At 38.8% G+C, this 25,903-nt stretch carries 28 protein-coding genes and 4 pseudogenes; 14 read left to right on the top strand and 18 right to left on the bottom strand.

The genetic code is table 11. The annotated features are described in order from the left end of the window. Positions 1 to 3: 3 nt before the first annotated feature. Both SLP02_RS13360 and SLP02_RS26685 read right to left on the bottom strand, forming a co-directional pair. Positions 4 to 414 (bottom strand): YidH family protein, encoded by a 411-nt coding sequence (locus tag SLP02_RS13360; RefSeq protein ID WP_319421146.1) that lies wholly within the window; start codon positions 412 to 414, stop codon positions 4 to 6. Between the two features lie 80 nt (positions 415 to 494). Next, positions 495 to 563: pseudogene (locus SLP02_RS26685) on the bottom strand (ATP-binding cassette domain-containing protein); the annotation flags it as partial. 431 nt (positions 564 to 994) lie between these two features. On the opposite strand from SLP02_RS26685, the gene SLP02_RS13350 reads away from it, so the two are divergent. The 6 genes from SLP02_RS13350 (at position 995) to SLP02_RS13325 (ending at position 4,139) form a co-directional block, all read left to right on the top strand. After that, positions 995 to 1,594: a superoxide dismutase gene (locus tag SLP02_RS13350; RefSeq protein WP_319421145.1), complete on the top strand. Its 600-nt coding sequence runs from the start codon at positions 995 to 997 to the stop codon at positions 1,592 to 1,594. 85 nt (positions 1,595 to 1,679) lie between these two features. Further along, complete coding sequence (locus tag SLP02_RS13345; protein ID WP_319421144.1) at positions 1,680 to 1,814, top strand: hypothetical protein; 135 nt, start codon at positions 1,680 to 1,682, stop codon at positions 1,812 to 1,814. Between the two features lie 88 nt (positions 1,815 to 1,902). Beyond that, positions 1,903 to 2,115 (top strand): hypothetical protein, encoded by a 213-nt coding sequence (locus tag SLP02_RS13340; RefSeq protein WP_319421143.1) that lies wholly within the window; start codon positions 1,903 to 1,905, stop codon positions 2,113 to 2,115. Positions 2,116 to 2,399: 284 nt separating this feature from the next. Further along, positions 2,400 to 2,729 carry a hypothetical protein gene (locus SLP02_RS13335; RefSeq protein WP_319421142.1) on the top strand — a complete coding sequence of 110 codons (330 nt, stop codon included), beginning with the start codon at positions 2,400 to 2,402 and terminating at the stop codon, positions 2,727 to 2,729. Positions 2,730 to 3,157: 428 nt separating this feature from the next. Next, entirely contained in the window at positions 3,158 to 3,808 is a 651-nt protein-coding gene (upp, locus tag SLP02_RS13330; protein WP_319421141.1) for a uracil phosphoribosyltransferase, read from the top strand. A gap of 43 nt (positions 3,809 to 3,851) precedes the next feature. Further along, entirely contained in the window at positions 3,852 to 4,139 is a 288-nt protein-coding gene (locus SLP02_RS13325) for a hypothetical protein (RefSeq protein ID WP_319421140.1), read from the top strand. A 102-nt stretch (positions 4,140 to 4,241) separates the two neighbouring features. Here the strand turns inward: SLP02_RS13325 and SLP02_RS13320 are convergent, their stop codons facing one another. Next, positions 4,242 to 5,507, bottom strand: a complete 1,266-nt coding sequence (locus tag SLP02_RS13320) for an MFS transporter (RefSeq protein ID WP_319421139.1) — start codon at positions 5,505 to 5,507, stop codon at positions 4,242 to 4,244. A 200-nt stretch (positions 5,508 to 5,707) separates the two neighbouring features. On the opposite strand from SLP02_RS13320, the gene nfi reads away from it, so the two are divergent. Then, positions 5,708 to 6,379 carry a deoxyribonuclease V gene (gene nfi, locus SLP02_RS13315; RefSeq protein WP_413467374.1) on the top strand — a complete coding sequence of 224 codons (672 nt, stop codon included), beginning with the start codon at positions 5,708 to 5,710 and terminating at the stop codon, positions 6,377 to 6,379. A 62-nt stretch (positions 6,380 to 6,441) separates the two neighbouring features. Here the strand turns inward: nfi and SLP02_RS13310 are convergent, their stop codons facing one another. The 8 genes and pseudogenes from SLP02_RS13310 to SLP02_RS13275 form a co-directional block, all read right to left on the bottom strand. Then, positions 6,442 to 6,681 (bottom strand): LapA family protein, encoded by a 240-nt coding sequence (locus tag SLP02_RS13310; RefSeq protein ID WP_319421137.1) that lies wholly within the window; start codon positions 6,679 to 6,681, stop codon positions 6,442 to 6,444. A 13-nt stretch (positions 6,682 to 6,694) separates the two neighbouring features. Beyond that, positions 6,695 to 7,129, bottom strand: a complete 435-nt coding sequence (locus tag SLP02_RS13305) for a Uma2 family endonuclease (RefSeq protein WP_319423682.1) — start codon at positions 7,127 to 7,129, stop codon at positions 6,695 to 6,697. A 30-nt stretch (positions 7,130 to 7,159) separates the two neighbouring features. Next, a pseudogene (locus tag SLP02_RS13300) lies at positions 7,160 to 7,501 on the bottom strand (Uma2 family endonuclease); the annotation flags it as partial. Between the two features lie 86 nt (positions 7,502 to 7,587). Further along, positions 7,588 to 8,301, bottom strand: a complete 714-nt coding sequence (locus SLP02_RS13295) for a hypothetical protein (protein WP_319421136.1) — start codon at positions 8,299 to 8,301, stop codon at positions 7,588 to 7,590. A gap of 40 nt (positions 8,302 to 8,341) precedes the next feature. Continuing rightward, on the bottom strand, positions 8,342 to 8,806 hold the full coding sequence (locus SLP02_RS13290; RefSeq protein WP_319421135.1) for a hypothetical protein: 465 nt from the start codon (positions 8,804 to 8,806) through the stop codon (positions 8,342 to 8,344). A gap of 21 nt (positions 8,807 to 8,827) precedes the next feature. After that, positions 8,828 to 10,252 carry a MotA/TolQ/ExbB proton channel family protein gene (locus tag SLP02_RS13285; RefSeq protein WP_319421134.1) on the bottom strand — a complete coding sequence of 475 codons (1,425 nt, stop codon included), beginning with the start codon at positions 10,250 to 10,252 and terminating at the stop codon, positions 8,828 to 8,830. Positions 10,253 to 10,648: 396 nt separating this feature from the next. After that, positions 10,649 to 10,969 (bottom strand): glutaredoxin 3, encoded by a 321-nt coding sequence (grxC, locus tag SLP02_RS13280; protein ID WP_319421133.1) that lies wholly within the window; start codon positions 10,967 to 10,969, stop codon positions 10,649 to 10,651. A 329-nt stretch (positions 10,970 to 11,298) separates the two neighbouring features. Then, positions 11,299 to 12,057 carry an HpsJ-like protein, cyanoexosortase A-associated gene (locus tag SLP02_RS13275; RefSeq protein ID WP_319421132.1) on the bottom strand — a complete coding sequence of 253 codons (759 nt, stop codon included), beginning with the start codon at positions 12,055 to 12,057 and terminating at the stop codon, positions 11,299 to 11,301. A gap of 223 nt (positions 12,058 to 12,280) precedes the next feature. Between SLP02_RS13275 and SLP02_RS13270 the strand changes: the two genes are divergently transcribed. From SLP02_RS13270 to SLP02_RS26680, 3 genes and pseudogenes are all read left to right on the top strand, one after another. Continuing rightward, the gene (locus tag SLP02_RS13270) at positions 12,281 to 12,670 is read left to right on the top strand and encodes a hypothetical protein (RefSeq protein ID WP_319421131.1); all 390 of its coding nucleotides are present in this window, start codon (positions 12,281 to 12,283) and stop codon (positions 12,668 to 12,670) included. Further along, a complete protein-coding gene (locus SLP02_RS13265; protein ID WP_319421130.1) occupies positions 12,642 to 12,896 on the top strand; it encodes a PFE-CTERM domain-containing protein in 255 nt (84 codons plus the stop codon). Before SLP02_RS13270 ends, SLP02_RS13265 begins: the two co-directional genes overlap by 29 nt. 181 nt (positions 12,897 to 13,077) lie before the next feature. Next, positions 13,078 to 13,173, top strand: a pseudogene (locus tag SLP02_RS26680) (addiction module antidote protein, HigA family); the annotation flags it as partial. Between the two features lie 19 nt (positions 13,174 to 13,192). Here the strand turns inward: SLP02_RS26680 and SLP02_RS13260 are convergent. Both SLP02_RS13260 and SLP02_RS13255 read right to left on the bottom strand, forming a co-directional pair. Beyond that, positions 13,193 to 13,672 carry a hypothetical protein gene (locus tag SLP02_RS13260; protein WP_319421129.1) on the bottom strand — a complete coding sequence of 160 codons (480 nt, stop codon included), beginning with the start codon at positions 13,670 to 13,672 and terminating at the stop codon, positions 13,193 to 13,195. Between the two features lie 630 nt (positions 13,673 to 14,302). Further along, positions 14,303 to 14,896 (bottom strand): hypothetical protein, encoded by a 594-nt coding sequence (locus SLP02_RS13255; RefSeq protein WP_319418706.1) that lies wholly within the window; start codon positions 14,894 to 14,896, stop codon positions 14,303 to 14,305. Positions 14,897 to 15,749: 853 nt separating this feature from the next. On the opposite strand from SLP02_RS13255, the pseudogene SLP02_RS26675 reads away from it, so the two are divergent. Continuing rightward, positions 15,750 to 15,982: pseudogene (locus SLP02_RS26675) on the top strand (HigA family addiction module antitoxin); the annotation flags it as partial. A 12-nt stretch (positions 15,983 to 15,994) separates the two neighbouring features. Here the strand turns inward: SLP02_RS26675 and SLP02_RS13245 are convergent. After that, entirely contained in the window at positions 15,995 to 18,400 is a 2,406-nt protein-coding gene (locus tag SLP02_RS13245; RefSeq protein ID WP_319421127.1) for an endonuclease MutS2, read from the bottom strand. A gap of 264 nt (positions 18,401 to 18,664) precedes the next feature. Here SLP02_RS13245 and SLP02_RS13240 point away from each other — a divergent pair, with 264 nt between their 5' ends. Beyond that, a complete protein-coding gene (locus SLP02_RS13240; RefSeq protein ID WP_319421126.1) occupies positions 18,665 to 18,808 on the top strand; it encodes a chlorophyll a/b-binding protein in 144 nt (47 codons plus the stop codon). A 119-nt stretch (positions 18,809 to 18,927) separates the two neighbouring features. Here SLP02_RS13240 and SLP02_RS13235 read toward each other — a convergent pair whose 3' ends face one another. The 3 genes from SLP02_RS13235 to SLP02_RS13225 form a co-directional block, all read right to left on the bottom strand. Then, entirely contained in the window at positions 18,928 to 19,899 is a 972-nt protein-coding gene (locus tag SLP02_RS13235; RefSeq protein WP_319421125.1) for an AAA family ATPase, read from the bottom strand. A 226-nt stretch (positions 19,900 to 20,125) separates the two neighbouring features. Next, on the bottom strand, positions 20,126 to 20,728 hold the full coding sequence (locus SLP02_RS13230; RefSeq protein ID WP_319421124.1) for a Uma2 family endonuclease: 603 nt from the start codon (positions 20,726 to 20,728) through the stop codon (positions 20,126 to 20,128). Between the two features lie 532 nt (positions 20,729 to 21,260). Continuing rightward, positions 21,261 to 23,123: an iron uptake porin gene (locus SLP02_RS13225; RefSeq protein WP_319421123.1), complete on the bottom strand. Its 1,863-nt coding sequence runs from the start codon at positions 23,121 to 23,123 to the stop codon at positions 21,261 to 21,263. Positions 23,124 to 23,418: 295 nt separating this feature from the next. Here SLP02_RS13225 and ybaK point away from each other — a divergent pair, with 295 nt between their 5' ends. Beyond that, on the top strand, positions 23,419 to 23,901 hold the full coding sequence (gene ybaK, locus SLP02_RS13220) for a Cys-tRNA(Pro) deacylase (protein WP_319421122.1): 483 nt from the start codon (positions 23,419 to 23,421) through the stop codon (positions 23,899 to 23,901). A gap of 188 nt (positions 23,902 to 24,089) precedes the next feature. Continuing rightward, entirely contained in the window at positions 24,090 to 25,412 is a 1,323-nt protein-coding gene (guaD, locus tag SLP02_RS13215) for a guanine deaminase (RefSeq protein WP_319421121.1), read from the top strand. Between the two features lie 21 nt (positions 25,413 to 25,433). On the opposite strand, the gene SLP02_RS13210 is transcribed toward guaD, so the two are convergent. Continuing rightward, positions 25,434 to 25,721: a hypothetical protein gene (locus SLP02_RS13210; RefSeq protein WP_319421120.1), complete on the bottom strand. Its 288-nt coding sequence runs from the start codon at positions 25,719 to 25,721 to the stop codon at positions 25,434 to 25,436. Positions 25,722 to 25,903 lie beyond the last annotated feature (182 nt).

Genomic DNA, 25,903 nt, shown 5'->3' with positions numbered 1-25,903 from the left:
TTTTTATTCAAAATTAAGAGTATTAATTGGGTTGAGAGGCAGGGTGAAAACATAATAAATAATGCCCGCGCCCAGAAGTGTAATGGTCAAGCTAAAAATTAATACCCAGCGATCGGGCGGTTCATATGTATCTTCATCTATATCATGGCGCACAGCAAAATAATGATAAGTTGAGAGGAGTACTGTTGAGAGTCCTACCAAAGAAAAGATTAATCCTAACTTCCAACCATTACCAGGAGTAGTAGCTATAGGTGGTCTAAAAAAGCGTAGACGAACGATGACGACACCAAAGCCCATCAAAGAGATTGCCGTCCGCATCCATGCTAGATAAGTACGCTCGTTTGCTAAGTGATCTCTAATACGGGAAGAATTTCTTCGTTTTAATTGAGCTGAATTTTCTGGGTTTTTTTCCATTTTGATATTTATAGGTTTGCTACATTTCACCTTTGACATCCAGAAGCCAAGTTGAACTATTAACTAATGGTTGCTGTACTTGCTAAAGCACGGGCAAGGGCAACACGCTGTCTTTGTCCACCAGAAAGCTGACTAGGATAGCGATCGCCCCGCTAGCAATCAACCCTGCTAATATCCAACCTATAAATTGCTTGCTTTTAATCATAAATTTACAACTTGATTTATTTAAGATTTAATCCTAGTTGAATCTTATATGAATTGCAATACATTTACAAAACACTTTTCTTTTATATAGATAAAAGTCAAAAAAAGCGTAGCGTAGCCGAGCGATCGCCTTCAGTAAAATGTTCAGCAAGACCTAGCAGCAGGGTTAATCTCAGTTGGTCTTTCCTCAAATCATTTGATTCCCCCTCCTGGGGATGAGCATTTTTTATTTATCAAAACTACGGTAATATCAGCAAAAGGACTGGAAATAGGCTTAACATCTGTTATTTGCTGTCAAAATCACGCTAATAACAAAAGTAATGTTCCAAATATTTAGCTACCGCAATTTTTTATAGCGAGAGGAGAACAAACCAAAATGGCTTATGAATTACCATCTCTTCCTTACGATTACAAGGCTTTAGAACCATCTATTTCTCAAGGCACTTTAGAATTCCATCACGACAAGCATCATGCTGCTTATGTCAGTAAATATAATGACGCAGTAAAAGGGACAGAATTAGATAGCCAATCTATAGAAGAGGTCATCAAAGCGATCGCCAAAGATAATAGCAAAGCTGGACTGTTTAATAATGCTGCCCAAGCTTGGAATCATACTTTTTATTGGCAATGTATGAAACCCGATGGCGGTGGTACTCCTACAGGAGAATTAGCTCAAAAAATTGAGGCTGACTTTGGTAGTTTTGACAAATTTGTCGAAGCTTTCAAAAACGCAGGTGGAACTCAGTTTGGCAGTGGTTGGGCGTGGCTAGTTTTAGATGGCGATACACTCAAAGTAACCAAAACTCTGAATGCTGATAATCCTTTAACTAGCGAACAAGTTCCTCTATTAACTATGGATGTTTGGGAACACGCCTACTATCTCGATTATCAAAATAAACGTCCTGCTTATATCGATGATTTTCTCGGTAAATTAGTCAATTGGGATTTTGTCACTCAAAATTTGGCTGCTGCGTAAGCAGAAATTAAAACAAGAGCGGATATTTTAGATGTTTAACTCTATATCCGCTTACTTGATTCATATTTAAGAGCAAATAAGTATCGTGACTGAATTTAAAAACTCCCAAACCCGTGGTATTCCTCAATGGCAATCAAACAAAATGAAGCGCATAATTACCAATAGATGGCAGGAAGTTTGGGAAATTGTTGAAGCGAGAAACAAAACTAGTAAAACTTGAACGAGTCGCTAATTCGAGCGTGTAAATAGTTCACTTATCAGCAATCATTTGATTCGATACCGTCAATTTTGTTTTTTGAACAACTATAATGAAGCCTAATTATCCTCAGATTATTCTCTCTTTTGCTTATCGTGGCTGCAAAGTAGAAATAGACCGTGACGAATCAGATGGACACTGTATCTATGCAGCATGGGTCAATCATGAGCAAGGCTGTGCTGTAGCTGTACCCTTTGCTCTGACCAGCATAGATGCTATTCGTAAAGCTAAACTTTGGATCGATCAAAGATGTAGCTCGATTTAATTGTTACCTACTATCTACTACCTAGGCTTTATAGAAGGGTGTCGAACCAGAATAATCTGTAGTTACCCAAGGACAAAATCGTTTTGCAGATGGTGCAAAAGTAAAGATTGTTAATTAACAGAGATCGCTAATAATGGTATCTAACCATTTACAGAAAAAAGTATTTTCCCGTTTCAGACCATAGTAAGACTATTTAGTAAGTAAAAATGACTAGCATCTAAATACAATTACGTAATTTGAAACTAATGAATGTTAATCTTTTCACACAAATATCAAGACAACTATTGGTATTCACGACTCTTTTTGGTACAGGTACTCTATCTATATCTCCTGTCTTGGCGGATAACCATACCGACTCAATAGAATCTCACAAGATGGCGCAAACGGAAAGGGATGAATCTGATACGGGTACGGAAAGTGAAACGGATGAATCTGATACGGGTACGGAAACGGAAGGGGATGAATCTGGTACGAATTCGAATATGGAAAGGGATGAATCTGATACAGGTACGGAAAGTGAAACGGATGAATCTGATACAGGTACGGAAAGTGAAACGGATGAATCTGATACGGGTACGGAAAGGGAAACTGATGAATCTGGTACTGGGGATTGATCTAGTACTGGGATATAAATATTGTAGAGGTTGCTTTAGGAAGCGAATTATTGAATACTCTGCTTCAAGCAATATGAAGTAGCAATGTTAGTTAAGTTGTTAGATTAAGGCTTTTTTTGTATCATCTTTGCTCCTATAGACGAAGCTTTTAACATTGTGCAAGAGAACCCTTATACTAAGTTGCTTACGAAGAAATAATATTATCTCGTGCAAAGAGGTCAAGAACCTCCCTTTTCTGTCGGAGGTTTCATGACAAATAATTCGCCACTATATTCTTGAGGTGTACGAACATTTAAAATAAGGCGATCGCCTTGAGTAAAATATTAGGCAGAATTAAATTAGAAACTAATGCAGGTTTGTAGAATGGCTATGTAATGTTAACCTTGCTGTAGGTTCGACGTTTTTCAGCACAGAATATTTTTGCTAATATGACTTTACAACTGCGAGTTTATGTTCCAGAACACCCTTTGATTAAACATTGGCTGGCGGTTGCACGGGACGTTGATACACCTTCTGTGCTATTCAAAAGTGCGATGACGGAATTAGGACGATGGTTGACTTATGAAGCGACTAGAAATTGGCTGCCTACTTTAGATACAGTAGTCCAAACCCCCTTAAAAGAATGCTCTGCCACATTTATTAACCCTGAGATGCCTGTGGGAATAGTACCAATTCTCCGAGCAGGTTTGGTATTGTTAGATGGAGTGCAACAAATTCTGCCTTTGGCAGGGATTTATCATTTAGGTTTGGTAAGGAATGAATCAACTCTTGAACCTGAGTGTTATTTAAACAAATTACCCGATCGCTTTAACCCCCAAGCAAGAATCGTTATCCTTGAACCGATGCTAGCTACGGGAGGATCGATTATGATGGCAATGAAGGAGATTGTTAGTCGAGGTGTCCAGCCTGAGTTTATTCGGATTGTCTCCGTGGTTGCTGCTCCTCCTGCTCTTAGACAATTGAGCGAAAGTTATCCTGGACTAGAAATCTACACGGCTACTATCGATGAAGGATTAAACAGCAAAGGATATATAGTTCCTGGTCTAGGAGATGCAGGCGATCGCGCTTTTGGCACTTAAATTACCAAACTTCAAATAAACAATATTAAGTAGTTTGATTACTATGAGTCAACAGAATGGTTTTGGCAGTGGATTTATTTTCGGTTCAATTATTGGCGGTGTTGTTGGCGGACTGCTGGGGACAGCACTGGCAAATCGCAGCGAGAAACAAATTGTAGGACAAGATCGGACAATTTTACGCAGTGGTAAAGCAATACCTTTTGATAATGAAGAGAGTATTGAACTAGCTCGTCATGGTTTAGAAGACAAAATTGCTCAATTGAATTTGGCAATTGATGATGTTAGACAACAGTTGGGGTCAGTACAGTCTAATTCTTTAGAACAAGAATAACAGGCTGAAATACATGGACAGAAATAACTACAGTTAATTATTACTGACCTCTGACTCTGACCTCTGACTTTGAGCATCAACGTTGAATTTGATTTTGTTCAACTACTTATTTAGGGCATAAACATCCTGAGCTTTTCCCAGGGCAAAGTAAAGAGAATGACGCAGGTTTTTACCTGCTTGGGTCACAAAGATGACTAGAGCAACTAAAGCCAAGATTGCAGCTAAGGCAAAGATGCCTTGATAACCCCCTAAGACAAAAGATAGAGAACCAAGAATAAAGCCTCCTAGGGCAATACCTAAGTCAAATCCCCCCATACACAAGGCAAAAACCTGTCCCCTTTCTTGGGCATAGGAGCGATCGGCAATTAAAGCTAAAACCAAAGGAATTAGTATTCCTGCTCCTGCTCCTTCGGCGATCGCAGCTAAGATAAACATGATTGGGGTCTGAGCCAAGGTTAGCAACACCATCGAGACAATATAGCAAACAAGCGCGCCACTGATAAATAAGCCTCGACCATAGCGATCGCTTGCTTGACCAATAAATAGTCGGACTGAAAAAGAGGCGATCGCCGTTGCCGTGTAGAATAATCCGACGTTAAAGTCTAGCTCCAACTCCTTGATATACAAAGGTAAAAAAGCAACTAAAGTCCCAAAAACCAAACCCACCAGCAATAAAATAATAGTCGGCACAATTAAACCAGGATCTTTGGTTAACTGCCAAAAATCTCGCCTACTGTTACTCAACTTTTGTTGAGATTCTGCTTCTGGTAGTGCTGATTCTTTAATTTGACTCGCCAATAAAAAAGCTAAAATACCGCAGATCATTGAGCTTATAAATACAACTTCGTAGCCCGTACCATCTCGAACAAATAATTTGCCACTAGCCTGTAAAAATCCACCCATAGCTGGTCCTACAGACATTCCAATCGGCACAGCCAAATTCATGTAGCCAATTAACGTTCCTCGATGTTGCAGAGGTGCTAAATCCACTACTAAAGCACTATAGCCAATGGTGAAAGCTGCAATACTAATGCCATGAAAAGCCCTAATCTCTGCCAAACCAACTATAGAATTAACTAGTAAATAGCCTATAGGTGCTATGGCTGCTACTAGCGCACCAATTAAAATCACTAGTTTTCGGCTACGGCGATCTGCTACCTTTCCTAACCAAGTACGAGAACCTAGTAGTCCAATCGCAAAACAACTCATTACTATTCCTACCTGTTGAACAGTACCACCCATTACTTGAATATAAGTAGGTAAAGTCGGTAATAATAAAGTAATGCTGATCCAGAATAGCAATCCTGCTGTAAATAGGTAAATCAGCTTTTGTTTTGTGGTTTTTTCGAGAACTTTCCAGGCTTTCACAAATTTTCTTAAAGATAAAGGGCTTCGCCCTAGCTATAAGCCGTAAGCTTATCGTAGAAGGGGTTTAAGCTTTTGATAAATATTGCTGAAGGGAATCAGCTACAGATATCTTAACGTTACTTAATAAAAGTTGTAATGCTATAAAAGTAAATAAAGTGTTGAATTTATACTAAAAAAGCCTAGTTTTATTTCTTATCTATATCAAATTGAAAATTAATTTTAACCATCCTTGGGTCAAAACTGTAGCCGAAGCCAAGGAAATTCAGGAGCAATTAAGACATCAGGTAATTACCACAGACACTTTGGGAGAGGTTAAATATGTAGCGGGGGTAGATATTGGCTTTGAAAATAACTATGCTATTTCCAAAGCAGCAGTAGTGGTATTGAGTTATCCAGAATTAGAGTTAGTGGAAAAAGCGATCGCTCGTATTCCTACAGCCTTTCCTTATGTGCCTGGATATCTTTCTTTTCGCGAAATTCCCGCAATTTTGGCAGCCTTTCCGCAGTTAAATACTATTCCTGACCTTATCTTGTGTGATGGTCAAGGTTTGGCTCATCCTCGTCGCCTAGGGTTGGCATCTCATTTAGGAGTGCTGTTAGATATTCCGACTATTGGGGTAGCAAAATCCTGGTTTATTGGTAAACATGAAGAAGTTGCTTTAGACAAAGGTAGCCAGCAGCCTTTAATAGATAAGCACGAGACTATCGGCATGGTATTGCGATCGCGCACCAAGGTAAAGCCTATTTATGTATCAATTGGACACAAGATCAGTTTGCCTACGGCGATCAAATATGTGATGGGCTGTTTGACAAAATACCGTTTGCCTGAGACTACTAGATGGGCAGATAAATTGGCTTCTCAAAAGCAATAATTATACTTGTACCTACACCCCACACCCTAAAACCTATCTCCTAACAAAACTCAAATCTCTCGCTATATTCGAGAATTGGTATTAACTCTTCTCCTTTTGGAAAACAATAAGGGAATAAACCAGCCAATAATTATTCCTGCTGCGCCACAAAAAGTCAACAATACTCCTACAGGTATGTTAATGGATTGAAATGTGAGAAAGTTAAGGGATACAGGTTTAATGTTTTGAATTGAGAAAATGGCGATCGCTGCAATATAACCTGCCCACATCGAAGAATTTAATAGACCTACAAATGCTTTCATGAGCAATAAAAATTTAAAACAATAAAAGTTGATCTAGGGCAATTTCCAGATCGGGAAAAGCCAAAGGAGAAATTGAACCATCAGTGTATTCTGTTATTTTAGAATAGCTATTGTTTTGAGGATGAGTATGAACAATTAACTTTTTGTTTACCAAATCTATTATCCAATACTCTTGAATGTCGTTACGGGCATAAATAGCACTTTTTTCTACTAAATCTTTACTCAGAGTTTTGTTAGCAATCTCAAAGGTGCGCGTTCCCAAGCCAGTCCGTTGGGCGGATTCCCCGACTTGAAGGAACTGGCGCTTGCTAGCGGGTGTGGAACATGGCTCCTGGACGGAGCCGTTTCCACCCGATCTGTCGGCGACGCGGTGAAGCAGTTGCGGTGGTGAAGCATTGCGGTCTTGGGGGTTTCCCCCATGAGCAAATGCTGAAAGGTTCCCTGGCATAAGCAAAGGCACGAACCCTTTAGGGGGTCGCACCTCGATCAACCAATAAATATCTTCAGGATATGGATGATGCTCAATATAAATAGTCTTAGGTAGTCTAACTACTGTGATATCTGGTTCTGGCTCGCTTGCCCTAGAATGAAGGGAATTATTTAAAGTAATTGGATGAGATTCGCGTATTTTAGCCAATCCTTTGAGTTTTGTTCGTAGTAACTCTGCTACATCATCATTAGTGTAGCTATGCTCTTCCCTTTCTGGACTCATTTCGACTATTTCACCATCTAACAACTCAACCGATTTCCCCTCTAATAGTCCAGATTCAATTAGCAGGTGGTATTCTTCAATTGACCATTTGTAGGTAGTTATAGTCATAATTTAAGTAATTTTTTCGGAGGTGTCCTTAATTCTAATTTCAAAGAATCATAGTAACTTCAGTTTTTCTTTCCTCATTCTTTAGCCTATTGCACACCGATAGACTGACCTCCAGGAAGTTCAGAACCAACTATAGTACGGATTTTTATTGGCGAGTTTTGAGCTTGGGGTTCCCAACCTACTTCATAACCAGCATCCCAAGCTTGTTTTCTCGCTGCGCGAAAAGTCTCAAAGCTATCTGGTCTAACAATAAATACCAAATAATCTTGATTGGGTTTATACTCAGACAAAACTTTTTTAAACTGAGAGTCTGCTGCCGTTAGCTGGTTGCTTGTCTCCCCTACATCTTCAGATATTGGTTTAAAGAGCAAAGATACACCTTCATCTACGGTTTGAACTTCATAGTTTTTGGTGCTAGTTCTAAAGTTACTTTGACGACCCAAAACGCTTAGTAAACAAGATTGGTAATTACTTAGACTTGCAGGCGAATCTAAGCCGTTTGCTGGTTTATTGCAGTTGGGCAGGTTACCTGTTAATTCCAGTTCTTTTTCTCTTACTTGACGTAGGTTTAGGTAGATTACTTTGTTGTCTTTTATTTCAAACCACAGAGATTCTTTTTTGGTTGGAGAGGATAAAGGTGTTTGTATAGTTACCGTGGTTTTAGGGTTACTACCAGTGGCGATCAAAGTGACAAACAGACTAATAAACATCAATACGCCAACAGTGTTTGTCAGAATATCTAAAAAAGAATCTAAATTTTGGCTGGCATGATTGGTTTTTCGCCTTGCTCTGCTTCTCATTAATAATTTTAGTTTTTAAATTTTTATTTTTATTATTTGTCTAACTTTCTATTTTTAGTTCTAAGCCAAATTCCAAAGGCTCATAACCAATATCTATTCCTTCTTCATCTACCAGCGCGCGCAGTTTATCAAACATTTCCAGACCGTCTGGACGCAAAATAACAATTAAATACTGTTTATCTTTGTTAGCTTTTAACTTGGCAATTGTTTTTCTTAAGGGAGATTTTTGATCGTATATATCGGCTCTAGGAGCAAATTCTTTGCTGGGATGAATTATAAAACCATCTTGACGACATTCAATATAAAGAGGAGTTTTGTTTTGATTAGCACCTTTACCGTCCTTTTCAGCTTTGGCAACTACAGTAGCCTCTTGAGGTTCTAACGCTTGGGTAGTTAAAACGATAATTAATAAAATTAAAGTACCAATGGTACAGGCAAGAACAGATAGAAAGGGAAATAGCTCTACCTCTGCCTGTTTTTTGCGATAAATATTACGCCTTGACATAAAAAATGCTGTCTAGTTTTACTAAGAATTATTATTATTGTCCTGTTCGACAAAAGTAATGCGACGAGGCTTATTTAGCTGTTGGAGAATGGGCTGAAGCTGAGATAAGTTATCTTTAACTCCTGCTAGAACATTTTCTAGCTGTGCAGTTTTTTCTAAGGATGCAAAACTTCTTTCTAAACCCTGCTGTATCTGCTGAAAATCAGTCATTTTCTGAGTTGCGGTTTCTAAAGAACCAACTCTACTTTCTAAAACTTGAGCAGCTTTTTCTAGTTGGTGGCTAATTCCTTGGGTTTGAGCATTGAGATCGTTGGCAACTGCCATATTTTTGCTTCTAATCTCTTCTAAAATTGCTCGAATTTGCACGACTAACTCTTGGTTTGCTTGCTGTTGCTTGGCAAAAAAGCTCAAAAACTCTTGGCGATCGCGATCTGCCATTTTTCTGACTTCGCCAACTTGGGCAATGACCTGAGAGCTAACGTCTTGAACCTTGCCTATTTCCGATAAAAATCCTTGAGAGAGTCTTTTGGCAGCTTGTTCAGCGTAAGCATTGGCTGGCTCAATCAAGTCTTGAGGTTGAGGAAAATATTCTTTGATTGCGCCTTCTACAGCTTGATTGATAGTTTCTGGATCTAGCTGTTCATTTCTCTTTTTTAATCGGGGTAATAATTTATCGTTAATAAAGACATCAATTCCCAAGAGTAATTTAGACTCGTATTTTTCAACTATTACTAAAGGAATCATCACCAAGACACTCAGAAATAGAGCTAACAAAGTAGTATCAAACGCTACTCCCAAACCTTGTGTTACTGCCCCAATTCCCGCCTTAATTTTTTCGATGTCTCCCGCAGTGTTTAAAAGACCAGAAAAATTATTAACCGCGCTACTAATACCAACAACCGTACCAATAAAGCCTAGTAGAGGAATTGCCCAAACCAAAATACGAGGTATAGAATAGGAAGATTCTGAGGCACTAAGATAAAAAGAAGAATCATCTAGAGCAAACTCGTTAGCCACAGTGCGATCGCCACTTTTTACATAGGCTTTCAAAATTCGCCCACATCTTATGGCGATTAAGTTTTTGTCCTTCATCAACCGCTGCTGAAAATAATCAACCTCATGAGTATCAGGCTGATCTAAAGGTATGTGATCGGCAATCCAGATCTTACTTAGAGCATTATATTCATTCCTCAGCAGCAAAAATTTCAAGATCGAAGTTGCTAACACTATCGCAGCCAATGCCACTACTAAGTATTGAATAGGACCTCTTTCAAATAGTAATACCCCAACATAAGATTGCCTAAATGGTGGCACAATGCCGATTACACCATAGGTGACTAGAAAAATTGCTAATGCCAATAACAATAGAAAGATAGGGTCAATTTCTAATTCCTGACGTTTGGAATTTTGACTACGGGCTTTAGGTTTAAGGCTTAACTTGCTCATACTGGTTTTCAATTATATTTTATGACTATTACAGCTTAGAGGTTCTATGTTTGTTAGTAATAGCTTATGAATTACTTCCTAGTCAATCTACTATCTTAGTCTAGGGAACTATAGGATTACGATGTTCTTAATTTCCCCCTTAGAAAACCAAATTCAAGTAAAAAAAACGAATACGACCTTTAGCTATGCTGGTTAAAAGCGAAGATTTTCAGAAAATAAAGGCTTAATCATTTCAACCGAAAAGTGCAGTAAATAATCAAAGTATTCATTAAAAATAAAGCCAAAATACAAAATAAAGTTATTACCAATAAATACCCATGATGGTGTTGCAGATAAGAACTTTGTCAATAAAAAGGCGATCGCCAGTTATCTTTATAGAGCGATCGCCTTTTGCAATTAAACGGAACTAGATGCTTTAATTAACAGGGGTTCTAATTGTCCTTGAGCATCTAAATCATAGAGATCATCACAGCCACCTAAATGCTGATTATTAACAAAGATCTGAGGTACACTTTTTCTACCGTTAGCCCTTTGAGCCATTTGCGCCCTAGCTTGTTCATCGCCGTCTATTTTATATTCGGTAAATTTAACTCCTTTCCACCACATTAGTAGCTTGGCACGGATGCAAAATGGACAGGTAGCCCAAGTATAAATTTCTACATCAGCCTTATATTTTTCTGGATGACGATTTAAAAGAGGATTAAGAAAATCAAGCATTTTATTAACTGGTATATTTTGGGTAAATTATAACGATTATTATCACTTATACATTTGTTAGAAAGCGATCGCACTTTTCAAGTATCAAGTTCAAATTTACGACATTTATCTAGCCTTTCATAAGCATGGTTTAAAAGTATGAAAAATATTCATGCACTCAGCAAAACTTCTTAAACTAATAGCAGTTATACTCAATCCTTTCATCTACAAACACTATTTTAAAAACTATATCTAATTTAAAAAGGTTTTTAATCCCCATTTATGTTGTTGAATCTAGCTCTATTTCTTCATCCATATCAACCTATTCTAAACTCATCAATAGATTTAGCTTAATAACCAACTCTTGCCCAAGTCGTATATTTCCAAATCAATATAAAACACATCCCTGTCATAATTGCTGTCATTGACCATTTGACAGTTATTTTAAACAGTTTTTTCTTCTGTAATGTAAATTGAGTTTGTAGTTCTTTTTTTGCTTGATTTTGCTTTTGTTGAACTTGGGTTAGTAAGTTTTCTTTTAATTGTTGCCTATTAGTTATCTCTAGTTCTGGTGAGTTAGATTGATAGTTTTTTAATACACTAGCTAACTGTTCGGGAGTAGCTTTTTCTAACTGAGTAGAATATTGCTCGACTTGAGTATTAGCTGCATCAATTTGAGCGATCATTTGTGCTTTAGAATTACGATTAATCCGAAAAGCATTGCCAATAATCAAAGGTGCAACTAGAAAATAACTAATACCAATAACTAAAGCCAACCAAGAAATAAGTTTGAGGAGAAAGAACTCTTTTGGTTTGACAATATCCTGATCGCGACGGTAGAAAATAAACAGAAATCCCAGCAAAAGCCCCCAACCATTTTCCACTAAACCACCAGCCGTGCTATGCACCCAATCAGAATCAGAAAATTGAGCCGAAGCTAACAGAAAAGCATAGTCTAATAAAACAACAGCAAAGATTACATAACCAACAGTATTAATAATTTTTGTTGAGTTTCGTTCAACCTGGATATTTAATCTTTTGTATTCCAAGGTTGTTTTTGTGCGAGCAACAAAGCTTTGTTTAATTCGCCACAAACGATACTTTAGCATGAATAAAAATAAGAGATAGAGCTATAAGCCTTTTTATAGCTTAGTAATCAATATTCGGCAATTAACAAAGATAATAAAAGAATTTGAAAAGTTTTCTAATTAAGTAAATTACACAAAGTATCTTTGTGTAACTCTATACTTTTCGTAAAAATACTGTTTTCTAAAATACAAGACAACAGCCATATTAGAGATGCATATATCTCATCTATTTATTTTTACAAAAATGAAGAATTATTTATCTAAAGTTGCTGGATTTGGATTAGCAACTACTCTGGCATTGACAATTCAGTCATCAGCACAAGCTTTTGATTTCTCTTTTAGTGGTTTAACGGTCGGTCAAAATACCTCTTCTGGAACTTTTTCTGTAAAAGATAGTGCAATTCCTGGCAATTTAACAACATCAGATTTTGAGGACTGGGAAATCACTACTCAAGGTAATGGTGAAACCTTTACTTTTTATGGTTCTGGAGGAAATTTTGGAACACCAAATTCCTCCTTTTTCAATAGAGGGGGTTACAGCAATATTTTTTCCTCAAATGGATCTGAATTAGTGATGGATGATTTTCTTCTTATAGATACTTTAGATGGTTCTTCTAACGGGAATACATCATAATTTTGGTTTAAGAAAAGGATCATTTCAATATTCTCTTATAAATAATAAATCCAGTCAATCTGCTCCCTACAATGGAGCCTATACTTTTTCTTCCTCTCCCGCTACTGCCGTTCCCTTCGACGTATCACCCGACCTAGGTATCTTAATTTTAGGAGGATTATATGGTGCTTCTCGTCTATGTAAAATCATAGCAGCCCGTAAACAAATGAGCAACCAGGAAGCCTAATTTTTAGGCTTTCATACCTAGCACGGCATAAAATATAGGACTTACGCACTCGCCCCCTAAATCCCCCAAACTTGGGAGACTTTTATATTCTTGTTCCCCCCAAATTTGGGGGGCTAGGGGGGCAAAACTCGTTAAACTGCGTAAGTCCTAAAATAATAAAATATCGATTATTACTAACAAGATTATGAACCGTCCAATTAATCTTATGCGTCCAGTTCATCCAGGAGAAATTTTAAGAGAAGACTTTATCTTGCCTTTAGGAATGAGTGTTAACGCCTGATTGACTGACAAAACTTTCAAGAAATATTGTAGGAATAAGTTAAAACTTTGAACTCCAACTGATCTGCTCGTTTTTGATATTGCGATCGTGATGCCATTGCAGGTGAGGGATCTTGATTACTAGAGAAAGTCACGCAATGAAGTAAATTCCAACCATTAATGAGTGCAGCTTTGACCCAATCCCAACCAATCCTAAAATAGCTATTACCACGAAACCAATGAGTATCAACCCATCTTCGTTTGCCAATACGAACTACCTCAACACCTTGGGCACTAACGTAGAGAGTAGCCACAGATAAGATAAACCACAAACGGGACAAAGCGCATACATCTCGAATCATCGAGCGTTGAACATTCCAACCACCAGCTTGGTCATCTAAAAAATTCTCTTCGATATCAAAACGTAATCCATATTCAGCAAAGGTTTGTAGAGTAGTTTTTTTATTACTGACAATTGCCCATAGTTCGCCGTTAACGTTGTTGCGACCAAGAATCACATGAACTTTGCCAGAAAATTCACCTTTGTGAATCTGTACGTTGTGTAAGCAAATTGCCTCTGCTAAATGAAAGTGAAAGTTTTTAGGTTGACCAGGGCTTCGCCCTACACGATGCGAAGCATCGAAGTCGTCCGAAGGACGGACGATCTGGGCGATAGCCCTGTGGCGCGAAGTGTGAGGTGAACGCTCTCTGCGTTCCGACGTCTCCTCGGGAACGGCGACGGACAGAGAGTCCGTGTATGAAGTAAAACAGCTGCATGAAGTATGAAGTATGAGGTATGAAGTATGAAGTAAAACAGCTACTTCTTCCTTCGTATGAGGTACAAAAAATCTTTCTTCCTTCTTCCTTCAAACTTCTTCCTTCAAACTTCGTAAACAGCTACTTCCTCCTACATGCGGACAAGTCCTTTGTTCCACTATAGTTGCAAGCCCCGTCGTTCACGATCGCTCTTAGTTTGGTAGAGGTACCAGGGCTTCGCCCTACACGATGCGAAGCATCGAAGTCGTCCGAAGGACGGACGATCTGGGCGATAGCCCTGTGTATGAGGTATGAAGGCGCGAAGTATGAGGTGTGAGGTATGAGCTACAAAAAATCCTTCCCGAATTCCGAATTCCTTCTTCCTTCAAACTTCAAACTTCTTCCTTCGTATGAGGTACAAGCCCTCGAACAAACTTGAAACTTCGCGCCTTCATACTTCTGTCTTCAAACTTCTGTTGACACCAACTTCCACGCCAAATCCAGGTATTACTCTTAATTCGGAGACGATAATGCCATCCTAGTTGAGTTGTCAGCATGGTCATCAATTCGGTATGTATAAATCCTCGCTCCGCGAGTAAAATTACCTTAACTGATTCTCGTAGCCTAACTTGTGCCTGCTTAATCATCTCTCGATAATCGGTAACTGAAATACTAGCACTTTCATGGTTCATCACTCTCCACACCAACGGTAAAGCTCTCCCTCGATGAATAACCCAAAGCCGCACAAGGCAATACTCATCCCAGAACAGTGAAGTGTCTAATGCCAAAAATATTTTTGATTCTGACCAATCATCAAGTGCTGCTTTGACCAAGGACTTTCTGATTCGATGGACATTGATTCGAGGATTGTTTAGCCAACGCTGAATACGTCTCTGTCTACCCCCAGCCAACTTCCCTCGACCAGGGATGTACATCGACCATTTTGTCAGGTTGACATTGCCCGTGTGTATTAAAGCAATTATCATCCAAATACAAGTTTGAAGATGACATAAATGTAACCAGTCAGTAGCTTGACCAGGGCTTCGCCCTACACGATGCGAAGCATCGAAGTCGTCCGAAGGACGGACGATCTGGGCGATAGCCCTGTGGCGCGAAGTGTGAGGTGAACGCTCTCTGCGTTCCGACGTCTCCTCGGGAACGGCGACGGACAGAGAGTCCGTGTATGAAGTAAAACAGCTGCATGAAGTATGAAGTATGAGGTATGAAGTATGAAGTAAAACAGCTACTTCTTCCTTCGTATGAGGTACAAAAAATCTTTCTTCCTTCTTCCTTCAAACTTCTTCCTTCAAACTTCGTAAACAGCTACTTCCTCCTACATGCGGACAAGTCCTTTGTTCCACTATAGTTGCAAGCCCCGTCGTTCACGATCGCTCTTAGTTTGGTAGAGGTACCAGGGCTTCGCCCTACACGATGCGAAGCATCGAAGTCGTCCGAAGGACGGACGATCTGGGCGATAGCCCTGTGTATGAGGTATGAAGGCGCGAAGTATGAGGTGTGAGGTATGAGCTACAAAAAATCCTTCCCGAATTCCGAATTCCTTCTTCCTTCAAACTTCAAACTTCTTCCTTCGTATGAGGTACAAGCCCTCGAACAAACTTGAAACTTCGCGCCTTCATACTTCTGTCTTCAAACTTCTATTGACTCATCCATTGATTCAAGGCATTGTAGAGACGGGAGTTTTGATTCACAGTATTCTGAAATTATGAGTGGTATCTAATCTCAGAGTGCTGACTCCCCTTGCTTTGTGTCAATCCCTCAACTCTTTACTGAATCTCTATTCTCAGGTTTTTCTCTTCATCTTTTGTCAGTCAACCAGGTGTTAACGCTTTGGCATTAGCTTTAAATGTTCCAGCTACTCGAATACACGAAATTGTCAAAGAACGGCGCTCAATTTCCGCCGATACTGCGGAAAGGCTGGCTCGTTATTTTGGAGGTGATGCAGCATCATAGCTAAATCTTCAGGCTCTCTATACGATCTCAAAACATTGACAACGAGAGATGAAATTTACAGTCACGTTCAGCCTCGTATTAACAAAGAGCAAACAGTTTAATTCAATTGCGATCTACTTAAGATGTACTATCGTTACTCCCGAACCACCTTCTTTTTGTTCAGCTAGTTCAAACTTGTCTACTTGAGAATGGCGTTTAAGAAATTCATGCACACCCTGACGTAAACGCCCTGTACCCTTGCCGTGAATTATCCAGAGTACTCCTGATTCAATTGCCTTGGCGATCGCATTATCTATTTCAATTTCCGCATTATCTACTCTTTGACCACGTATATCTAAGGTGTTCTTAGAAGTTCTTACCATCACCGCAGGTTTTTTTGGCTGGGTTTGTGCCAGAGGTTTTTTCGTGGCTTGGGTTTTAGGCTTGACTTCGGCTTTTTGTCCGTCGAGAGACTCAATCTCTGCCAAGCCGACATTCATTTTCATGATGCCAAACCTGACCGCTAGCTGTTCCGTATCTTCGTCAAAGCTGAGTACGTCTGCTGTTTGATTGAGGCGAGGAATTCTAATTTTTTCACCTACTTTTGGCTTGTAACCTGGCTTTTTGGCTTTTGGTGTTTGAGTTTTCGCTAATTCTTTAGCTGTAATTCTGTCTAAAGCCTCTGTCGCCTGTTGGGTTTTTTGCATGGTTCGATCGCCCTGCTGTAGCCGATGAATAACTTTTGCTACTTCTTTTTTTGCTTGAGCGATCGCATCTTGTACCGCCTGTTCCTGGTAAACTTTTAATGCCTGTTCTCTTTCTTGAAGAGAAGCCGCCTTGGCTGATACTTCAGCATAAAAACGCTCGGTTTGTTCTAATAGCTTTCCTGCTTCTTGGGCTTTAGCTTCTTGTTCTCGCCTTTGTGCTTCTAAAGCTGCAATTACTTGATTTACATCTTCGTCTGAACCTGTACCCACTAGAGATTGGGCTTGTTCGATAATCTCATCGTTTAAGCCTAAACGCTGGGCTATAGTCAGGGCATTAGAACGCCCAGGAATCCCCCACAGCAGGCGATAAGTAGGCTGAAGAGTGCTGTCGTCAAACTCTACCGAGGCATTTTCAAACCGAGAATCTTCGTATTTAAGGGCTTTTAGTTCCCCGTAGTGAGTTGTGGCAATAGTTAATAAGCCGTGTTCTGCTAAATATTTTAAAAGGGCGATCGCCAAAGCACTTCCTTCGACGGGATCTGTTCCTGCACCAACTTCGTCTAAAAGGATCAGAGAGTTGGCAGCAGCATTATCCTTTAAAGCTGCAATTATGCGACTAATACGGCGTATATGTCCCGAAAATGTCGATAAGCTTTGTTGTAAAGACTGTTCATCGCCAATGTCTGCTAAGATCACATCAAACCAAGGCAACTCAACAGGCACTTGCGCGGGAACAAACATTCCAGCCTTTGCCATTAGCGCAGCCAAGCCCATTGTCTTGAGGGTAACGGTTTTACCTCCCGTGTTTGGTCCGGTGATCGCCACAACTTTTGTTTCGGGTTTTACTAAAACATTAATGGGAACTACTTCTGTTCCTTCCTCGTGGCGTTGTTGCCAAACCAACAAAGGATGACGCAGACGACGCAAGGTTGTGGTTTCGCTTTTTGCGGTGTCAATAAACCTAGGAGGATTGGCTTCTAACCATAAGCCATATCGCGCCTTAGCTGTAGCTAAATCTAACATGGTGGCTACAGCTAAAACTTCTTCTAAGTCTGATTGTACCTCCCTCACCTTTTCTGATAAAGCTTTTAAGATTATCTCTTCTTCGCGCTTTTCTTGGCGTTCTTTTTGCCGTAACTGATTACCTAGTCCTACTACTGCATTTGGCTCTATATAATAGGTTGAACCCGTACTGGAAACATCATGAACAATACCCTTAATTGTCTCCTTTGAAGCTGGTTTGACAGGTAAAACAAAGCGATCGCCTCTTTGAGTGATTACGGCTTCTTGTATTGCCGTAGAGTTACGCTGCATAATGCCCTGAAGCACTTTATAAATTCGACTACGTAGGTTTTTAATTTCGCTGCGGATTTCTGCTAACTTGGGGTTAGCGCGATCGGCTATTTCGGCGCGATCGTCGATACAGTGATGAATGTCTTTTTCTATTTCAGGATAGGTGCGGACATCGGCAACTAATTTAGTCAGGGTAGGTAATTCGCTTTTGCTGTCAATTAAACGACGTAGATAGCGCATCCCAGCCAGGGTAGTAGCCAAATCTAAAAGCTCTTGTGCCGATAGTACCCCGCCGATGCTAACTCTTTCCAAGGCTGCACCTACATCTTTTATTCCTTTGAAAGTCCAGCCAGAATCTAACTCTTGTTCTAAGCTATATATCTCTTTTGTTTGGGCTAATAATCTTTCGCTTTCTGCTTGCGTATTCGGCAATTTCAACTGACGCGCTGCCACAACCCCCAGTTTCGTCGCTGCAAAAGTGGATAAGTTTTGGCATAGGCGATGCCATTCTAATAAATCTAAAGTTTCTGTGGTAATCACGCTCAGTCTATCTTGTTTATATTGCCAATCTTAATAATTAAATTAGCCTGTAGCTGTATGCTTTGTCTTCACTCCAGGGTAAGAGGATCGGTTTTAAACGATCGAAGAAATTAAATCTCTTTAATCTATGCTTAGGACGCTAAAAGTTTTTACGAAGGCAATCTTATTATCTAAAGTATATTGCAACGCTTTATGTAAAAAAGTTACACTTAATTAAGAATAGTTGACTTAAGCAGTTCTCTGCAACTAATGGAGTAATTAATTATGCAAAAGAAAGAAGGCAAGTTTGGCTTCACCAATTATGCAGAAATTTGGAATGGTCGTTTAGCGATGATTGGTTTTGTTGCAGCTATTATTTTAGAAATGAATACTGGACATGGAGTTTTGGCTCAGTTTGGTCTAATGTAATTGTATAATCTAAGGTGGATATTACTTAACCTCTTGACGCTGGATCACTAAATCCGATCAGGAGGTTTTTTCAATTTGTTATTATGTGCGTTGACGATAACATTTAAAATTACTCATGACTATACAGCAATATCTTCTGTCATGATGGTGACAATATTTTCTCGATCGAGTTCAGAAAGTTTAGTTAGTCTTGTGGCTTGCTTTTCTATAGTTCTTTCAAAAAGATTGCGTACCAATCTACCATTGCCAAAATTTTTATTTCTCTCCTCAAATAACTTTGTAAATTTTGTTATTAAGGCTTTTTCTGCTGCTTTATCTAATTTATAATGATGAGAATTACATATTTTTTGAAAGATAGTTAATAATTCATTTGGTTGATAATCTTCAAAAGTAAAATAGCGCGTAAATCTAGATTGCAAGCCTGGGTTAGATTCAATAAAACGAGACATTTCCTGATTATAACCTGCGACAATAACTACGATGCGATCGCGATAATCTTCCATTCTTTTTAATAAAGTATCAATCGCTTCTTGTCCAAAATCTTTACCTGCATTTTCTGGTTTTAGAGTATAAGCTTCATCAATAAATAAAACACCATCTAAGGCTGATTCAATTAATTTATCCACCTTGGGGGCAGTATGTCCAATATATTCTGCTACCATTCCCGAACGATCTGTTTCGATACAATGTCCTTTTTTGAGAATGCCCAATTCTTTGTATATCTTACCAATTAGTCGCGCTACAGTAGTTTTTCCAGTACCAGGTGAACCACAAAATACTAAATGTAAAGTTATGGGAACTTTAGACATTCCCAATTCCTGCCTTTTTTGTTGAATTTTAAGAAAGTCGATCAGATTATTTATTTCTGATTTAAGTTGTTTCAAGCCAATTAAACTATTTAATTCTCGTAAGATATTTTCTATATCCTCTAAATTATTTATGACAACATTTTTGTTCTGAATAACCGTATTAGTAATAACTTGGGGATTATTGGAAGTGTTCGTAATAGGAAGTCGATCTAATATTTCTTTTATTTCTTGATCGATATCGGGAGTATATTTATCGAAAGCACTCCAACTAAAATCGCCCATCGTTATAAATATCCTTATTTTATAATAATAAGCAATATTTTAAACTTGCCTTAAATAATCAAGCTGTGATCGAGATCTGTTGTTATATAGCTCAAAGATAATTTTGCTAAATTGAGCTTCAAAATCTGAAAATGTTTTTATACAAAAGTAACTGCGATCGCGCCATAATTAAGTTGCATGGCATTTAAAAAACTTTATTGTTTTAAAGTAAAGTCTCTTTTCTAAACTAAATTATTTCTTCTATAAAACCTTTCTTAAGTATTCTAGGATTTCCAGTCAAAGCTTGAGCAATATATTTCGTGAGCAACTTAGCTTCAATTTTCGGCAAATTTAAACTATATTGTTGCTGTTGATAAACATCATCAACCAAAACATAAATTTCTAGGACATTATTAATCCAAAACCAAACTTCTTTAACTTCTAACTGCTGATATTTTTTTAGATCGTTGATACTATCACTACCAAAAACTACTTCTATCGCCAAGTCGGGAATCTCTTTCAAATTATTAAAGCAAAAACTTGTATCTGGTTCTTTTCCTACCTGCTTATTTTTATCTTTAAAAGTTGTCGATCCTGTAGGGTAGTAATCCAAATCAAAGGCATCACCATAAGTAACAACTAACAAAAAGATAAAGTCTTTAATTGTCTCATGGTTTTGACTTGGAGACATAAGAGTAATTACTCCATCTAAAAAAGATGCACGATAGCCTAAGTATTCAACGGCATTAAACTTTTCGTAATCATCCCAAGTCATACCAGAAAAGCTGAGGGTGCGATCCTGCTTTAAAAGATGCTCTTTGCTTATGGATAATTGGTCATCAATCAACATAGCTATAGATAGTTGTGACAACTTGACAGTCACAGCGCAAAAATCTGACTCTTTTAGTCTAATGTAATATGAAATACTCAAATGTTTGCTACGGATGATAATTTATGGACTTGGGGACTTGGGGACTTGGGGACTTGGGGACTGGGGGAAAGAATTTGCTACCTGCGTAGTTGCCCCTCGTCTCCTGTTCTCTCCGTCTCCTCGTCTTCCGCTTCCCCCGTCACCCCGCCACTTGATTCGCATCATTCTTTTTTGGAATTCATGCAGCAAAGCGTAAGATTCAAGCAATATGAATTATTGCTTGAATCTTACGCTGAGAAAGAATTTACTTAACTTGTTCAGTCTGTTTATAGCGTTTCTCGTATTAACAAGGTACATTTTAGTTCTGTCTGGGGACTGGAGATTGGAGATTGGGGATTAGGTACTAGTTCTTTCCTAATCCCCGATCCCTATCCCTAAAAGCAATTCCCTTTTGTATCTCATTAGTTTGAGAACCGCTATATTAAATTCTTTCATTTTTGCTCAGTAATGACTATAGCTTAAACTGCATCCGCAAATTACCTACATAAATATCGGGGTTGTCTTGAAAGTTATTGGGGTTAATTGTCAGGTAAAAGGCAGGAAGAATAGAGATGTTATCATTTACTGGGAAATTATAGGTAGCTTCAAGGTCGTATTGAGTACCTCCATCACCCGAACCAGATATTAGAAACTCTTCTCCATCAAGCACATCAAAAGGGACTACAAAAGATAAAGTCCCTAATGCACCTTCTTTGCCCAAGTCTGGAAAAGCTAATCCAGCTTGGAAAGACTGGGCATTCACTTTACCATTGTCTAGAGCGGGATTTGTCGGTCTAATGCTAGTGCTGCCATATTCATAGCGTCCAAATACTCCCAGCTTATCAAAAATTGTCCAGTCAAAGTTAAAAGAAAAAGTATCAGAAGGAGCATCTCCAATTGTGCCACCAAAGCCATCATCAGCCACTCCATAGATGGGTTCTCCTGTTGCTCCACCGACACCAAAGCCTGTAATGTTGCCATTTGCATCCAGGATCGGTTGGTTATTGTCTATAGTAGCCCTAGTATATAAAAAACGGATATTTGCTTTTTCGGCGATCGCTAAACCGATTTCGGCAGTGAGGCTTTGAGTAGCACTAAATAACCCTTTATTAGGATCGGAAGAGGTATTAAAGAACGCTGCGGGTAAAAACTCGGTGTTTTCTCCCAAATAACCGACTCTAAAGCTTAGTAAGTCATTAAAGTCATAAGTTACTACTGCACCCGAACCACGATCGATTGGATTTACTAAAGTACCACCACTAGAGTTATAGCTACTTGCGCCTGTAAGGAAGAAGGTATAGTTGTTGTTATCAAAATAGCGATACCAATTAATTCTAGGTCCGACTATAACCCTTAACTTTTCACCAACAGGAAAATCATATGATAATTCTCGTAGCTCGACAGTACCTACTCCTGTAGCTGTACCTGTTTGATCGGTAAAAGGAACGCCAAAAGTGTTGTAAAGCCCTGCGGAAACATAATTGTTAGCAGGAGAATTACCGTTCCCTGCTACTAGTTGAACTGTTAAGTTATCTTCTCCTGTAAATGAAGAGTCGAAGTTTAACCAAGTATAATAACTAAAGGTAATTTCAGGATCGTCTGTAATGTTGCTGATTAGAGGATTATTATTTGCATCCCGCCCTGCGCGACGAAGACTAAAAGGTGCATCAAGACTAGCTGTTTCTGCTAAAACATCATCACTAGCAGTTGCACCTGTAGCGTTTAGAAAGACATTACCTGTAAATTTAGCTGTAGTAGAAAATTGACTATCTTCTACTACAGCAGCGCGACTTTCCAATTCATCGACTCTGCCACCAAGGGTTGCTAATTCTGCTGCAAATTCTTGGTTTAAACGTTGAATAGTCTCTACGTCAGATTGAGAAACACTTCCTGACGAGGCAATTAATCGCTCGATTTGACTGAGGCAGGAATTTAAACCCGCAGCAAATTCGTAGCGAGACAGGGGTTGATTACCGCGATAAGTTTGATTGGGAAAACCAGCAATGCAACCATAACGATCTACCAATGAACGTAATGCCTCATAAGCCCAATCTGTGGGCGAAACATCTCTTAGCTGCTGAACGTTGGTAACCTGAGACATCTCGCTATTACCATCATGGCTTTCTAAACCTTTTTTGGTTTTTAACTGTCTAACATTATTAACTTGCGACATCCCGCTAGTGTCATCGAAGCTGTTCACTTCTTCTGATGCCCTGGTTTCAAGTGCCGAAGCCGATAATATAGCAAAAGGTAAGAATAATAAAATTGAATTGTTAATTAAATTAAATCTACTGCTAGATTTTAACTGCCATTGTTTTATTTTTTGAATACTCATTCTGACTCTCACACCTGTTAATAATAGGCAAAATTACCATTATTGGCTGAGAACAAAAGTATAACTGCATACAGTATACAATTGAGTTCTGAATAGGCAGGGCAAATAAAGTCAACTGTAACAAGTAGGGGCGAACGGCCCTTCGGGTTCGACAGTCGCTTCAAGTCGACAAAGGCTTTAGCCGCATGTGACCCGCAAGTCGAGCATTCCCTTGCGTCTTACGCCGACGCGGGGTCTCGACCCAACGCGCTGCCTCACCGTTCGCCCCCTACAGAAGTCAGAAAATAGTAATATAATGCCGATACCAAAAACCAATGCAGTACGTCTGCTCGATTCTTCGGATATAGTATATGAATTGCTCGATTATGAAGTAGATATAGAAGATTTAACCGCAGAAAGTACGGCTAATAAACTAAATCTTGCGCCTGAACAAGTTTTTAAAACTTTGGTAGTTTGCAGTAATGCAAACAATGTTTATTTTGCTGTAATTCCTGGTAATGCCCAGCTAGACTTGAAAGCAATGGCTAAGTTAACTGGAGAACGTAAATTAGAAATGATTGCATTGAAAGAACTAAAATCGCTTACAGGATATGTTCGCGGAGGAGTAACAGCTATAGCTAGTAAAAAAGACTATCCCGTTTATGTAGATGAAACAATTGAAGCTTTCGATCGCATTACTGTCTCGGCTGGGGTGCGAGGTACTTTAATTATGTTAACTCCCCAAGATTACTTGCAGATAGTTAAAGGAAAAATAGGGGCTATTTCATTCTTTTCTTAGACTTGCCAATTGTACAAGTTAATTTTGATTAGTCAGGCTATCAGCTATTATGATGCCATTTGGTTTTCTCGAATTTATGAATTGAAGTGTTTTAAAATTTAGCTTTACTACAATAAATATGTCAGGCAGTCAGCTTCGTGACTTTTGACTTCATAACTTTTGACTTATAATTTCTGACTTCTTTTACCATGTCATCATCTACTAAAATAATTCGTGGTTCATTTTTAGACTTTGTTAACGATCCTTTTTATCAATCAGAAGTGGATAGCGTTCGTTATCTGCCAGATGGGCTATTGGTAGTTGAAAATGGCAAAATCAAAGCTTTTGGGACTTATGAAAGCTTAAAAGAACAATATGCCAATGATGAAATTACCAGCTATCAAGATAAATTAATTACTCCAGGCTTAATCGATCTTCACGTTCACTATCCTCAAACCGAGATGATCGCTGCCTATGGAGAACAATTGATGGAATGGCTGGATCAGTATACTTTTCCTACTGAAGCTAAGTTCAAGGATAGGGAGTATGCCCGTAAAATCGCCTCTTTTTTTCTTGACGAACTATTACGCAACGGTACAACAACAGCCGTAGTCTTAACCACGATTTTTCCTCAGTCAGTGGAAGCTATATTTACTGAAGCACAGAGTCGTCAGATGCGAATTATTGCGGGGCAAATGTTGATGACGCGCAATGCACCAGATTTTTTGCTCAACGACGCTCAAACTGCTTATGCCCAGACTCGCGAACAAATTCAACAGTGGCACGGGTTAGATCGATTGCTTTATGCTATCACTCCCCGCTTTGCGATCACTTCAACCCCAGAAGAATTATCTCTAGCAGGTAAGTTAAAAGCGGAATTTGCCGATGTCTACGTACATACTCATTTAGCAGAGAATGTTCAAGAAGTGCAGTTTACTGCCGAACTTTTTCCTGAGAGTAAAGATTACTTAAATGTATACGAACAGTTTGATTTGATCGGCGATCGCACTATTTTAGCTCACTGCGTTCAATTAGATGATTCAGCTTTTGCCAGGTTATCAGATGCAGGTGCAGCGATCGCTTTTTGTCCGACTTCTAATCTATTTTTAGGCAGTGGATTATTTAAACTCGACCAAGCAAAATCAACTCAAACCCCAATCAAAGTTGGTTTAGCCACTGATGTAGGAGGCGGAACAAGTCTTTCTCAGCTAAAAACAATGAGTGATGCTTATAAAATCATGCAACTGCAAAATAAGAGTTTATCTGTATTCCAGGCTTTTTACTTAGCAACTCTCGGTGCAGCCAAAGCTCTTTCGTTGGAGGATCAAATTGGTAATTTTGAACTAGGAAAAGAAGCTGATTTTGTAGTTTGGGATTTACAAGCCACACCTTTAATGAAACTGCGTAACCCCGACCCTAAATCAAAAAATCTAGCCGAATTAACTGAAAAAGCCTTTGCCATGATGATCTTGGGAGATGAACGTGCGGTAACAGCTACTTATGTTGCAGGTGAGGCTGTTCAATTTTCTTAGGTACAGGTAAATTGACACACCCTACTTACCATAAAGCATTTTGATTAGCGATCGCTTGGCTGTGCCTAAAGGTTCTGCTAAAGTAAATTCACTAATTCGAGTACGCTTTGCTGGCTGTGTTGAATCTAAGTTGCTACACCTTTCCAAATGTTCTACTTGCCTAGATAAAGATAATTCTCGAACTGATGTATTAGCCAAGGATGACTGTCCTTTAACAAACAATTTAGATAACCATTTAGAAGGTTGAGATACCGCTATATTTTTAGGCGATTGTTCTGGTTGCCAATAATTTCCCCAATAGTTAGACATATTTTGTATAAAAGTAGCAAAGGCTACTGAAAACTAATTTAATTTATGGTCATTGTATCTAATTTATTGAGGTCGGTGAATATATTAAGACTATTTAGGTTATCAATTTTGCTCTGGATTGAATTAGGAATTACTTCAGCAATAGCAGTAGAAGTAGAAATAGACTTAATTCCAACTTGAAT

Origin of the sequence: Pleurocapsa sp. FMAR1, from assembly GCF_963665995.1 — a bacterium.
Lineage (GTDB): Bacteria > Cyanobacteriota > Cyanobacteriia > Cyanobacteriales > Xenococcaceae > Waterburya.
Note: the sequence above shows the minus strand (reverse complement) of the source record. Positions and strands in the feature narration are given on the sequence as shown.

What these genes read in the sequence shown, in the direction of transcription:
- SLP02_RS13235 (WP_319421125.1), bottom strand. Translation starts at nt 19,899, where the DNA reads ATGGGCGATTTTAGTTGGAGTGCTTTCGATAAATATACTCCCGATATC.
- grxC (WP_319421133.1), bottom strand. Translation starts at nt 10,969, where the DNA reads ATGCTTGATTTTCTTAATCCTCTTTTAAATCGTCATCCAGAAAAATAT.
- SLP02_RS13230 (WP_319421124.1), bottom strand. Translation starts at nt 20,728, where the DNA reads ATGTTGATTGATGACCAATTATCCATAAGCAAAGAGCATCTTTTAAAG.
- SLP02_RS13225 (WP_319421123.1), bottom strand. Translation starts at nt 23,123, where the DNA reads ATGAGTATTCAAAAAATAAAACAATGGCAGTTAAAATCTAGCAGTAGA.
- SLP02_RS13255 (WP_319418706.1), bottom strand. Translation starts at nt 14,896, where the DNA reads ATGATAATTGCTTTAATACACACGGGCAATGTCAACCTGACAAAATGG.
- upp (WP_319421141.1), top strand. Translation starts at nt 3,158, where the DNA reads ATGACTTTACAACTGCGAGTTTATGTTCCAGAACACCCTTTGATTAAA.
- SLP02_RS13295 (WP_319421136.1), bottom strand. Translation starts at nt 8,301, where the DNA reads ATGAGAAGCAGAGCAAGGCGAAAAACCAATCATGCCAGCCAAAATTTA.
- SLP02_RS13325 (WP_319421140.1), top strand. Translation starts at nt 3,852, where the DNA reads ATGAGTCAACAGAATGGTTTTGGCAGTGGATTTATTTTCGGTTCAATT.
- SLP02_RS13285 (WP_319421134.1), bottom strand. Translation starts at nt 10,252, where the DNA reads ATGAGCAAGTTAAGCCTTAAACCTAAAGCCCGTAGTCAAAATTCCAAA.
- SLP02_RS13275 (WP_319421132.1), bottom strand. Translation starts at nt 12,057, where the DNA reads ATGCTAAAGTATCGTTTGTGGCGAATTAAACAAAGCTTTGTTGCTCGC.
- SLP02_RS13240 (WP_319421126.1), top strand. Translation starts at nt 18,665, where the DNA reads ATGCAAAAGAAAGAAGGCAAGTTTGGCTTCACCAATTATGCAGAAATT.
- SLP02_RS13210 (WP_319421120.1), bottom strand. Translation starts at nt 25,721, where the DNA reads ATGTCTAACTATTGGGGAAATTATTGGCAACCAGAACAATCGCCTAAA.
- ybaK (WP_319421122.1), top strand. Translation starts at nt 23,419, where the DNA reads ATGCCGATACCAAAAACCAATGCAGTACGTCTGCTCGATTCTTCGGAT.
- SLP02_RS13305 (WP_319423682.1), bottom strand. Translation starts at nt 7,129, where the DNA reads ATGCCAGGGAACCTTTCAGCATTTGCTCATGGGGGAAACCCCCAAGAC.
- SLP02_RS13340 (WP_319421143.1), top strand. Translation starts at nt 1,903, where the DNA reads ATGAAGCCTAATTATCCTCAGATTATTCTCTCTTTTGCTTATCGTGGC.
- SLP02_RS13350 (WP_319421145.1), top strand. Translation starts at nt 995, where the DNA reads ATGGCTTATGAATTACCATCTCTTCCTTACGATTACAAGGCTTTAGAA.
- SLP02_RS13310 (WP_319421137.1), bottom strand. Translation starts at nt 6,681, where the DNA reads ATGAAAGCATTTGTAGGTCTATTAAATTCTTCGATGTGGGCAGGTTAT.
- SLP02_RS13270 (WP_319421131.1), top strand. Translation starts at nt 12,281, where the DNA reads ATGAAGAATTATTTATCTAAAGTTGCTGGATTTGGATTAGCAACTACT.
- SLP02_RS13290 (WP_319421135.1), bottom strand. Translation starts at nt 8,806, where the DNA reads ATGTCAAGGCGTAATATTTATCGCAAAAAACAGGCAGAGGTAGAGCTA.
- SLP02_RS13265 (WP_319421130.1), top strand. Translation starts at nt 12,642, where the DNA reads ATGGTTCTTCTAACGGGAATACATCATAATTTTGGTTTAAGAAAAGGA.
- SLP02_RS13360 (WP_319421146.1), bottom strand. Translation starts at nt 414, where the DNA reads ATGGAAAAAAACCCAGAAAATTCAGCTCAATTAAAACGAAGAAATTCT.
- guaD (WP_319421121.1), top strand. Translation starts at nt 24,090, where the DNA reads ATGTCATCATCTACTAAAATAATTCGTGGTTCATTTTTAGACTTTGTT.